We start from the raw sequence: 12,695 nt of genomic DNA, 5'->3' as shown, positions 1-12,695 counted from the left end.
ATACGCGTTGGGTATCGGGTGCTTGATCGGACAGATCGTGCGTCCCGCAACCGCTCCCACCCGAACGCCGGCGAGATCGGCAGCAGCAAGTTGCTACCGGTCCGGCGCCGCCCGCAGGCGGGATTTCATTTCTCCGCGCGCTGCGCGCCGGCGCGCATCGGCGCGACGACTTTCTCCTGCCATCGCCGCGAAAGACCCCGCCGGGGCGAAGCGCCTTCCGCCCGCACGGTGTGACCGGACGCATGCGCGCAGTAGTCCAGGGCCTGGCGAAGTGCTGTGTCCACCCGGCGCAAGGAGATGCAATGCCGGTCTGCCACGTCCTGGCGGGTCATCTCCTCGATCTGCAGTGCCACGAGCACCGAACGATGCCGATGCGAAAGCCGCTGCATCGCCTGCTCCACGGCCTCCACGGCCGAACGTGCCTCGACGATGGCATCGGGGCCGGGCGCGTGATCGGCCAGGAGATCGAGGGCCGTATCCCATTCGCCCACGTACTGCCAGGACCGATCGCTGCGCAGGCGATCCATCGCCAGGTTGCGCGCCGTTCGATAGACATAGGCCCCGGGACTGCGCACGGGCTCCGATGCCGTCATGTCGCCCAGGCGCAGCCAGGCGTCGTGCAGGCACTCGCTGGCCTGGTCGGAACAGCCGAGATCGCGGGCCAAGCGGCGATGCAGGTACGCGTAGTTCGCCGTCAGGAACGCCCGCAGCGCCACGCCGGCGGGCTCGCCGTGACCCATGAATGGCCCTTGAAAACAAGGACCGGGATCGAACTCAGCCGCGGACATCGTCTTACTTGCCGGCATGGCGCAACCTGGTCTTCTCGGCGTCGGTCAGCAACGACATCACCGACGCGTCGAACTGGTTGCCGTGCCCAAAGACCTGCACAGGATTGGCAGGGTCGTACCGAGGCGCAGCACCCGCTTGCGCGCCGGGGCGTGGCGGCGACGATGCACCCGCACCGCCCGACGGCAGGCTTTCGTTGCCGAAGCCCAGCACCCGCACCGTGAAGACCGAGGGCAGGTTCTGCCGTGCCGCGGCCCGCTCCTGGCGCATGGACTCCTGCGCCGCCATGGCCGCCGCCGACGCCGCCGCGCTGGCGGTGGTCAGTGCCCCGATGTTCACCGCGGCCACCACCGGCAGCCCGGTCGTTTCGCCCTTGACCTGGATGTTGTCGGCGTTGCGCACCTGCAGTGCGGCAATGTTGAGGTTGCTCGCGACCCGGATGCCGGCATCGCCCGCATCGATGGTGCCCCGGGGCGCGACCAGGTCCACGTCGCCTTCGCCCACGGTGCCGATGCCGGCGCCGCTCATGTCGCGCTTTTCCTCCACGGTGATGTTGCCGTCTGCGTCCGACGTGACTTCCGGCGCCTGCGGAATGCGCACGGTCTTGGCGCCGCGGCCGGCGTCGATGTCGCCCTGGCTGGACCACAACACCTGGTCGCTGCCCAGCGGCTCGGCCTGCGAGACGAAGGACAGGATGCGCGAACGGTTCACGATGATGTCCCGGTCGGTGAACACATTGACCTGCCCCGGCGAGGCCAGCGTCACCAGGCCGTATCCGTCCGGCACCACCGCGCCCAGCCCCGCCACCTGCAGGCCGCCGCCGGGGGTGAAGACGTTGATGTCGCCCCCCTGGTGGGTGCGCGCCGCCATCCGGGTCGCGGCGATGCTGCCCACGCCGGACCAGCTGCTGCGCCAGTTGTCCGGCAGGTCCGCGGCGTAGCGAACGGGCTGGCCTTCGGCCGTCGCACCGCGGAACAGCGTGTCGATGGCCGCGGAGCCGCGACGGTAGCCGCCGTTGATCGGGCCGTTCTGCCCATCGCCCCCGTTCTGGTCGCGCCCTCCTTCGCGCAGTTCGTAGACAAAGACCTGGCGCAGGAACTGCTCGCGCACCAGGGGCGGCAGTTGCCGGTATTGCTCCCACGCCTGCTGCGGGCTCAGCTTGCCGTGCGCAGTGCCGGTGAGGCTGGCGACCTTGTCGGCACCGAGCATGCCTTCCACGAAGGACACCAGGCCCCGGCGCGCCAACTTGGCCAGGTCGCCGCGGTTTTCCACCCCGTCGCTCAGGTACAGCGGCGCCACGGTGCCGTCGGCCAGGGTGGTCTTCAGATAGTCCGGCATGGCGGCCACGTTGGCCGGGTTCAGGTAGGCCCGCTCGAAGGCGTCGTAGCTGGCGGCCTTGTTCATGCCGGCCATCAGGGTGATGCCGGCGCCCTCGGCGGGCAGGGCCTTGATGACGTTCGATTCTTCGCCGAGCGGCGTTGCCGACACGTAGTCCCAATAGCGATTGGCATTGGTGTACAGCGACAGGTTGTTGCCCTGGATGTCGCGCCCGGCCAGCAGCAGCAGGGATCCCGGCCCTTGCAGCGCGGTGCGGCTGCCCCTGTCGTAGTAGTAGGCCGCCGCGTCGCCGCTGTATCGCGCATAGCGGTGCGACAGGAGCCTGTTGGCGACAGCCAGGATGTCGTTGCCCGCCGCCAGCATGGTGGTGTCGGTGGGGCGCAGGTTGCGCGCGCTGAGCTCGAAGTTGCGGATGTCGGTGCCGGCCTGCACGTGCACCGATTCCGACGCGATCAGATTCAGGTCGCTGATGGAACCGGTCGCCGCGTACAAGCGGCTGGGCGTGAAGTCATGCACCTGCATCGGCAGCACATCGGGGTTGTCGAACAGCTCCATGCCATTGAGGCTGTTGGTCAGGAACGTGTTCGTCACCGAGAAGCCGCCATAGACCGACTTCAGCGGCGCGCCGAACGCCGATGCCCCGCCCAGCGTGATCGTGAAACCCATCCACGGCCGGAATATCGACGGCCACTTGTCCAGCGTGGTCTGGGTCATGACGATGGCACCCGTGTTCTGCAGGCTGCTGCCGCGCAGGAAGCGCAGGTCTTTCGCGGCCAGCAAAGACAGGTCGCTGCTGTTCGCCGGCGCCATCGCCAGCAGGCCCGCGACGTCGATGTTGCCGCTCAGGGCCGACACGCTGACCTTGGCCGGGTACAGGCCCACCATGTCCGTCTGGAGCTTGGTGTCCGTCATGCCGCTCACCAGCCTGGTGGTGTTCTCCGTGTCGTTTCCTGCCACGAATTCCGACTGGTTGACCAGGCGCACGTTGCCGCCGGTGGACACCAGGCTGACGGCGCTGCGCTCTGTCTGACTGCTCATGAACATCGCATGGCTGGACGCGCCGCTGGTGTCCCGGTCGGCCTGGTCGACGTAGGCACGGCGTATCTGCATCGGGTCGATCACGGTCTGCAGGACCAGGTCGCCCAGCGTCTGCAGCTTGAGCGTGGCGTCCGACAGCGCCAGCACGGGCGCGATGTCGTAGGAATAGGCGGTGTTGGGCCAGCTGCTCGAGATGCCGGTCAGGGCATAGCCGGAGGCGCTTGCGCCGGCTTCGATCTCGCCGGCGCCGCGGCCCACGTAGTACTGGCCGGCCTTCAGGGTGCCGCCCGCCGCCACCTGCAGCTGCCCGCCGTTGCGGGTCACCGTGGAGGCCGCGGCATCGCCAGCGGAACGCCCGCCCGTCACGCGCATGGTGCTGGGCAAGGCCACCACCAGGTTCACCAGGTCGCCGCCCGCCGACAGCTTCACGTTGCCGCCGCCCAGCGCGCCCAGGCCCTGCTGGAAGCTGGCGTGGTTCACCCACCAGCTCGGTTGCTGGCCCCGGGCGGACATGACCGGCGCCCAGCTCTCGCCCATGTTGTACGCGTCGTAGTAGCCGGTGGGACTGCTGAGATCTCCGCCATAGCGGCCCTGGCGGAACAGCCATTCGGTCAGGATCTGGTCCGAACGCGCGCCCTGCGCGGTGGGCGCACGCACGCTGCCCTGGACCGCGACATCCACGTGGCCACCTGCGGTGCCGTACTGGGCATCGACGCTGGCGGTGTCGAAGCCGCCGCCCAAGGTGGGATCGGCCTCGGCCCGGCCTGCGGTGTACAGCGCGGACTCCTTGTGCGCCAGCACGAGGTCGCGCCCGGCGCGTACCGTCAGGTCGCCGCTGCCGGTGCGCACCAGCTTGCCGGCGCCCGACTCGGTGCCGGCCGTGCCCACGCGGATCGTGCCGGTGTCGGCTGCAAGCGCGCCCGATGGCCGCGTGGCCAGTGCATCGACCGACCCCAGGTCCGCGCCCGCCACCAGGCGCAGGTTCCACGACGCGGCCTGCTGCAGCCGCGCCGCCCGGCCCGCGCCGTTGTCGCGGCCCGCCACGTCGAAGCCGTCGCTCAGATGGCCGTCGATGTTCAGGTTGCCGCCGGCGCGCAGCGTGAGCGTGCCTTCGCGGTGCGCCGCACCGAAGCTGTCGAACAGGTTCCAGTCGCGGCCCAGCGTCAGGTCGCCCGGGCTGGTGATCTCGATGCCCGCCGCCAAGGTGTAGGCGGCGGCGTTGCCACCCAGCCTCGCCAGGATGCCGGTGTGGCCTGCAAAGGCATTGGCCTCGGCGATCGCCTGCGGGGCCACGGATTCCACCGTGCCATCCGTGCTCGCATGGCGGCGCACGCCTTCGAGCACCGCGGAGCGCGCGCCCAGTACGGCGGCGTTCAGCGCCGTGACGTTCAGGCCGTCGTTGCCTGCGGTGCGCTGCGCCCGCAGTCGCAGCTTGCCGCCTTCGCCGCCGCTCAGGTCCAGCGTGCCGCCGGCCAGGTGCAGTTGGCCGTCGACCGCTTCCAGGTCGATGCGGCTGCTGCCCAGGCCATCGATGGCGTCGGTGGCATGGGCCGCCAGCACCGCGCCAGGCTGCATCGTCAACCCCGCCCCGCCGACCAGGCGGATGCTGCCGCCGTAGGCCGCGTCGGCCTCGACGCGCGCCGTGCCGTCGACAGCAATCACGCCGCGGTCGGTGATGACTTCGAAGTCGGCCACCCGCGTGGTGCCCGCGATCGTCAGGTCGCCCTGGCGGACGCGGAACTGCCGCGAGCGGCTGAAGCCCGCATCGTTGAGCGTTCGCGCCAGCGCGCCGAAATCGTCCAGCCGATCGATGGCCAGCGCAAAGTTGCCGCCGTTGCCGCCGGCACCGGCCTGCGCTTGCAGCGTGCCACCGAAGTGGACCCGTCCGCCGTCCGATGCGTCCACCGTCAGGCGGCCGGCGTCGCCACCGTGCGGATGGGCAGACAGGTCCAGCAGGCTGCCCGGGGCCAGGTCGATCAGGCCGCCCCGGGTCGCCAGGCTGATCTGGCCCGCGTCCACGTACTGGGCCGCGTCGAAGAAGACTTTTTCCAGGCCCCCCGCGTGCAGGCGGCCCGACTCTGCAACCGTGAGGTTGCCCGTGCCGGCATCGACCGCAATGCTGCCACCCAGCGCGAGCACCGGCAGCGCCACGGTCACGCCCTGGCCCGACAGGCTGAGACGCGCGCCCAGGCTGGCGCGGCCCAGTGACGCCATCTCTTGCGCATCCAGCTGCGCGTCCTGCTGCAACACCAGTTGGCCCTGCGTTCGCAGGGCCTGGTCGGCGCCGGACACCCCTTGCAGCACCGGCGTGCGCAGCGTCAGCGCCGCCGCACCGGCGTCCAGGCTTCCGGTGCCTTCACCGGCGATGCGCCGGCTGGCCGACAGCAGCACCTGGTCGAAGCCGGACATCGTCTTGTTGCCCGCGCCCAGCACCAGCTCGCCGGCCGACAGCGCGAGGCGACCGCTGCCTGTGCCCGCGCTGCCGAGCGACGCGCCCGTGTTCTGCAGCGTCAGGTGGGAGGCCTGCACCTGCACGGCATCGGCGCCATGACCCCGCAGGGCTGCGGCGTCGAACACCACCTGCGCCAGGCCGCGCATGTCCAGCGAGCGATAGAAGTCCAGGCTGCCGTAGCTGTGCAGCGTCAATGACTGCGCGCGCGACAGCTGCGCCAGGGCGTCGGTGTCCAGCACCAGGCCGCCGCTGCCGCCGCCGATGCCGATGCGGCTCGCGGCCACCGACAAGGCCTTGCCCGACAACTGCGCGCCGGCGGCCATCTCGGTGTTGTTGGTGGCGTCGAGCAGCAACGCCTCGTCGCCCTGCAGCAGCGCACCGGCGCCGATGCGCACCTGGCCGCCGACGGTGGTGTCCACGTTCTCGCGCAGCGCTCGCACGGCCTGGCCGCTGCTCACGCGCACCAGCGCACCCCAGTCTTTGGAGGGTGTGACGATGTGGTCGTCGCTGGTGTCGTTGGGCGTGTTGTTGTCGCTCCACACGGCCGCCACCTGCGGCTTGAGCACGAGGTTCGCCTCGTCGCCCGACGCGGCGCCGTGCGCGCGCAGCACGCTGCCCGACTCGATCGACACCGCATTCGCCGCGGCCAGGATCACCTCCGGGCCGCTCAACGCGGTGCCTGCCGCGTTGCGCAGCACCACGTCGCTGGCGGCCACGTCCACCTGGAGGCCGCGCACATTGCCCGTGCGCGTGCCGCCCACCAGCAGGCTGCCCGCGCCGAAGCGCGTCAGGCTGCCGGCATCCACGACCAGGTAGCCGTCGGCGCGCAGGTCGCTGCTGTCCTGCCCCGCGCCGACGATGGCGATCTTGGCGGCGGCAATGTCCACCAGGCTGCCGCGCCCGCCCGCATCGGGTTGCGCGCGCAGCTCGCCGTCCAGCGTCAGGGCGCGGTCGGCCTTGAACACCACGGCGCCGCCATCGCGCGCCAGGCGCGGGGTCACGACGTCCTGCCCTGTGAGGCGGTATTGCGTCAGCTTGAACGCATCCGACGAGAAGAAGGCGTTGCCCCGCGCTTCGTTGTATTCACTGACCTTGCGCACCAGGCTGGCGGGCAGCACGCGCCAGCCCGAGGCCGTGGCATCGCGCGCGCCACTGACCGTGTTCTGTTCCCGCCCGGCCACGATCGTCGAGCCGTCGCGCAGGCTGACCACCTCGCCACGGGACGCGGCCCACGCCGGCAAGGCCTGGCCCGTGCTCTGCACCGCGAAGGCGCCGGGCAGCAGCGCATAGCGTGCCGGCAGGAGCGTGTACCAGCCAGCGCCCAGGCCTCCGCCGGCCAGCCAGACCTTCTGGCCCGCCGCACCGCCCGCCACGGGCGACAGGCCCTGGTAGCCCGGCAGCACCGCGTACATGCCGGGCAGCGTCAGCACGTCGTGCGAGCCGCCCGAGCCGGGCACGTGCTCCCACGCATGCAGGTCGCCGCCGCCCGCGATGTCCACCACCGCGCCCGCGGCCATGGCCACATCGGGTGCTTGCAGGAGCACGCGCTTTTCCGGCAGGGACGACAGGTAGCGGTTTTCGTCCAGGGACGAGGCATCGCCGGCATTGGCGCGATTGCGGCCCTGCGGGTTGGCCGGGTCCAGCCAGTATTCGGCGTTGCGCAGGCTGCCGTAGAGCACATCCAGGCCCGCACCGGACACCGAGGTCAGGCTGTTCGTGCCCAGCGTCAGGCGCTCGCTGGCATTCAGCGCAATCTGCCCGAAGGGCGCGCGCAGCACGCCGTCCTGCTCGATGACGGGCGCGTTCAGCGTCAGGCTGCCGCCGGCCGACAGAGGCGCCGCGGCGCTCCCGTTGCCGCGCACGGCGATGGCCTGGTCCGAGTTGATGCGCGCCGTGACAGCGGTGGCCGGGTAGACCTGCGCGGCCTTGATCTCCAGCGCGCCACCCACGTCCAGCGTGGCCCGCAGCTGCGGGTCGTCGTAGTCGGTGCCGCCTTCGCTGTAGGCGCCCGCCACGAAGCGCAGGTCGCCGGTGTCCAGCACCGTGCGTTCGAACCCGCGCAGCTTGACGTCGACGGGCAACGCCGACTCGCCCTTCGCCCCCCTGCCTGCGATGTCGATGGCCTGGCTGGCCGACAGGATCAGTTCGCCCGCATTGCGGGCCGTGGCGCCGACCGCACCGACCGCGCCCACCGCACCTGTCAGTGGATTCAGTTGCAGATGGTGGGCATGCAAGCGCACCACGCCGCCCAGCCCGTCGCTCTGGATGACCGGGGCGGTGATGCCCAGGCGACCGGCGACGCTCAGGTCGACGCCACCGGCCAGCTGCACGCCCACCTGCGTGGAACGCAGGTCGACCGCCGACAAGCCCGTGTCCTGCAGCGCCTTCGCCGACACGTGCAGGGTGCCGTCCGAGGTGGCGATGTTGCCGATATTGATCTTGTGGCTCAGCGCCGTTCCGGTGCCGCTCCAGAAATACTTGTTGAGCAGTTCGACCACCCGCTTGTCGATGCTCGCGTCGTGCTCCCACGGCGCCCTGTCGGCGCCCGGCCCTGCGGCAAGCGCCGCACCCGCGTCGAGGACGAGCCCCTTGCTGCTGGACACCGACGTCGGCAGCGTGGTGTTGATCGCGGTGCGCATGGCGCTGTTCATCTTGACGTCGCCGGCGTACTCGTCGCGCACGTCGAGGTTGCCGCTGGTGCCGATGATCCGCGCGTACTTTTCACCGTTGAACGTGTACGTGCCGGTGGGGCTCTTGTAGTACAGGAAGGAGCCGATGTCCGGCGCCACCAGGTCCCCCGACGCACGCCCGGCCGCGCTGGTGTCCGTGATGGACAAGGACCCGCCCGCCGCCTGGGCATTGCCGCCGTGGGCGCGCAGCCTGGCATTCATGGCGCCGCCGGCCGCGGCCTCCATCACGACCGCGCCGCCATTGCTGCCCAGTTCCTGTTCCACGCGCCGCAGGGCACCGAGCGCGCCCGTGCCGCGGTCCCAATACGCCACCGTGCCCCGCGCGCCCGACACGTCGATCAGCGCACCGGCCTGCGCGTCCAGCGTGCCGGCGCTCAGTGTGACCGTGCCGCCCGGCAGCACCTTGCCCTGGGGCAGGCGCATGGCCGGGTCGTGGAAGATCTGCGCCACGCCGGGCAGCAGCAACTCGGCCCCATCGGCCAGCGTCAAGGTGTTCTTGGCGCGGATGTTCAGCGTCCCGGCCGGCGCCTGAAGGCGGCCTGCCACCCGCACGGAAGCCTGCCCGGACCCGTCCGCGTCCAGCGAGATCGCGCCGCCGGGTTCTGTCTGGATGCTGGCGTTCGCGTCGATGCGGATGCCGCCACCGGTCGCGCCGGTCGCCAGCGACAGGCCACCGGGCGCGCGCGCGGCGCGGCGCTGTTCGCTCAACTCGTCCAGTGCCTTGGGGGCCAGCACCTCGCCCAATGCGCTGCCGCTGGGCAGCGTGCGCAGCGTCGATATCGCGGCGGGCATGTCCCAGCTCGTGGGCTGGATGTGCACCTGTGCACCTTCTGCGACCACGACGTCCCCGCCGAGCGAACGGATGCCGATCGTGCCGAAGCCGCGCTCGGCGTACAGGGTCTGCGGCAGGTGCAACGGCTTGGCCGCGCCCGATGCCTTGCCGCCCGTGGCTTCGGCCGCGGGCGCGGCGCCGCCCACCTGCACGTCGCCGATCGCCGTGAGCGTGAGCCGGGACGCATCGCCCCCCGCCCAGCCGCGCAGGTCCAGCGTCTCGAGCGCCGTGTTGTCGAACGCCGTCAGGCTGATGGCCCCGCCGTTGCCGGCCTTCACCTTGCCGGCCTTGCCGCCCGCCGTGACACCGGACAGCCAGCCGCCGCCGGACACGTCCAGCGCCGCGCCGGCGGCCACCTCCACGTTGCCGTACACCGTGCCCAGGCCCTCCTTCATCGGGGTCCCCAGTGCGATCGAGCCTCCGTGGATGGCGCGGCCCAGCGTGACGCCGCTGCCGGTGTCGTTGACCCACTGGCCCGCGACGCTCAGCAGGCTGTTCGCACCCAGGCGCAGCACGCTGTCCGCCTTGCCGCCGGCGCTCAGGGCAATGGAGCCGCCCGGGGCGATGAGCTTGCCCTGGATGTCGAAGTTGCCGGGGATGCCCTGGCCGTCGTAGACCGCGGCCGTGAAGCGCGCCCCCGGCTGCAGAGTCACCACCGCGTTGTCTTCCAGCACGAAGCCGGTGTTGAGGTTCAACTCGATGGCGCCCAGGCCTGAATGGCTCAGCCCTGCAGCGGACAGCCAGGTGGTGCGGCCCACGCCCGCGCCAGAGCCGGGAGATTGCCCTTCCGGCTCGGTCAGGAAGGCGTCCTTGCCCAGCGGGCTGTCGATGCTGAAACCCGCCGGCAGCAACGCGGGCTTGTCGCTGATGACGACCTGGCCGAGGGTCCACATGCCCTCTTGCGCCCGGTTGGAGCCCACCGTGAGGCGGCCGGCCCGAGGCAGCTCGGCCACTTCCTGCACCCGGTCGCCAGGCTGCACCGAGCCCCTGAACTCGCCCTCCAGGATGAAGGCGCTGCCGGCACGGATGTCGATCGAACCGGCATTGCGGCCTTCTTCGTAGCCCGGCTCCCAGCGCCGCCCCGACAGCATCGGATTGACATAGGTCTGCGTGACGCCCCAGCGCGCATGCGCGTGCAGGTACTGGCCGGCGATGCCCGTGTAGGTCATGTCCGCCGGCGCGGACGACATGGTGTAGGTGCGCCCGTCCGCGCCGCGCAGCAGGGTTTCCGTGTTCCAGCCGTCGCTGTAGCGCACCGAGCCGCCGGACACATCCAGGATGGAGCCCGGCCGCGTGATCACCGAGCCATTGGACTGGATGGTGATGTCGCCGCCTCGCGCCGCCAGCTCGGACAGGCCGACCAGGCCGTTGCCCACCCAGCCCGTCACGTCCGCCAGCGGGGTGCCGACCCAGACGCCCTTGAGCGCCTTGCCGGACTCGTCGGTGACCCATTCGACGCCCGCCATCAGCCCCTTGAAGGCACCCGACCGGCGTCGATCCACGATGACCTTCCGGCCGTACAGCCAGGTGTTCGCCTGCAGGTGGGAGTCGCGCAGTTCGTTGATGCGCAGTTCGGCCTCGACGAAGTTGCTGGCCATGTCCACCGGCATCTGCATCAGACCCGCGGTGCTGACGGTGGCGTGCTCACCGATGAGGATGCGGCTGCCGTCGCCCACCTGGGTGTTGCGCTGCAGGGCCGCCGGGTTGGCCTGGGCCTGGATGTCGATGTGGCCCGCGGCGGCGGTGACCTGGGCACGGGTCTGCACGTCGATCGTCTTGCCGTAGAGCTCGATGCGCCCGGGCTGGTAGCGGTTGGCCAGCGAGCCGCTTTCGATCCGCGTGGTGTCCTGCCAGTCGTTGACGACCTGGGTGATGCTGTCCGGCCCCAGGGTCAGCGTGCCGCCCGACCAGGCCGTCAGGCGCGGGACGTCGGCCGCCAGGTTGATGTCGATGTTGTGCACGCCCTGGCCCCAGGCGCGCAGGCGGATGGAGCCCGTGCGGTTGTTCAGCGCGGTGCTGGCTTGCAGGATGCCGCCCTGGTGGATCTCGCGCGACACCATGGTGATGTCGCCGTGATCGGCCTGGACGATGCCGGTGTTGTGCACGCTGTAGCCGACCTGGGCCGCGCGCTGCTCCATCAGCGGCAGGATGTCGGACACGATGCGCCCGATGAGATAGGGCTGGAAGGCGGGCGCCGTCTGCGGATTGATCAGGAACTTGGCCGGAAAGAGCCAGGGCCGCACCGACGAGGTGACGGCATCGAAGCCGCGCACGGTGGGGCTGATCTCCTTGGCTTCCAGCCACACGTTCTCGCCGGCGCCCAGCAGCGTCTGGCCGCTCGGCGTGCGGATGCTGCCCGCATTGCTGACCTTGGGTGCGAACATCAGCACGTGCCCCCCCTGGCCCGTGATCTGCGCACCGGCCAGCACCTTCACGTCGCCCGGCGGCTTGCCCGGATCGAAGGCCGGGCCCATGTCGGCGAACTGCACGTTCGAATCGGCCGGCATCTGCTTGGAGTTCTCGCCGAAGGTGGGAATCCCGACGCCCACCTCGAGGCCGCTCCAGTAACCGGGGTCACCCGATTTCGCGCCCAGGCGCGTGTTGAGACCAACCTTGAACTGTTCGTCGCTGAGCTTCAGGCTGGAGGCGACCAGGTTGCGCACGTTGACCTGGCTGCTGCCGGTGAACAGGATGCCGTTGCGATTGATGAGGTAGACGCTGCCCTCGGCCTCGATGCGGCCGGCGATCTGGCTGGGTCGGCCGCTGGGGTCGTTGATGCGGTTGAGCGCGATCCACTCGTTGGCGCCGGTCTTGGCGTGGGTGCCTGCACGCTGGTCGAACTTCACCGTCGTGTTCTTGCCGACGTTGAAGGTCTCCCAGTTCAGGATGGCCTTGTCGGCGGTCTGCTCGATGGTGACCGTGGTCCTGCCGTTCGCTGCGGCCTGCACGGGGTCCCTGGCGTTGAGCCAGCCGGCGGTCAGCGAATTCGTGTCGACCTTCAGGCCGCCTTCGGCCAGGCCGTCCGGCGCGGACTCGCCGCTGGCCAGCGCCTCGGCCCGCTTCTGTGTCTGCTGTGCCTGCTGCGCGGCGATCGCGCGCGCGGCCAGGTTCAGGTTGGTGATGGACGTTTGCAGCTGCTGGCTCGCCGCCGACGACGGCTGCGTCGGGTGGACCAGGCTGGACGCCGGCGCGCCGTTCGGCAGCTTGCCCGTGGCGATCGCGCCCGCCTGCGCCGCGCCCTTGTCGGCGAACCACGCCGGGCTGAACGCCCGCTGGGCGTGCGCGCTGCCGAGGACCCCACCGGCAGCCAGCGCCACCGCGATGGCCCGCGCGAGGGGCGCCCTCCTGAAAACCTGTTGCGCCGCGCGCGCCGGTCGCTTCTTTTCGTTGCACCCACTGATGGTCATTTCTCGTTCCCGCCGAAGTAAAGCCTGTGCCGAAGGGGCTGCGCGCGTCGCGCAGGCCAACCCCATTCAAGAAGCCCCTGCGATGGCGATCGAAAGCCAAGGCGACAGGAGCCGTCAGTTTCTTGACGGGACGGAAACGTCGAATTCCAGAA

2 protein-coding genes are annotated in these 12,695 nt (G+C 70.6%); both read right to left on the bottom strand.

The window, feature by feature from the left end:
• Positions 1-125 precede the first annotated feature (125 nt).
• On the bottom strand, positions 126-740 hold the full coding sequence (locus VHAB30_RS05665) for an RNA polymerase sigma factor (protein WP_216850697.1): 615 nt from the start codon (positions 738-740) through the stop codon (positions 126-128).
• Positions 741-792: 52 nt separating this feature from the next.
• Complete coding sequence (locus VHAB30_RS05660) at positions 793-12,543, bottom strand: filamentous hemagglutinin family protein (RefSeq protein WP_159276115.1); 11,751 nt, start codon at positions 12,541-12,543, stop codon at positions 793-795.
• Between the last annotated feature and the right edge of the window lie 152 nt (positions 12,544-12,695).

Source organism: Variovorax boronicumulans (assembly GCF_009811375.1).
In the GTDB taxonomy this organism is placed as follows: domain Bacteria; phylum Pseudomonadota; class Gammaproteobacteria; order Burkholderiales; family Burkholderiaceae_C; genus Variovorax; species Variovorax boronicumulans.
Note: the sequence above shows the minus strand (reverse complement) of the source record. Positions and strands in the feature narration are given on the sequence as shown.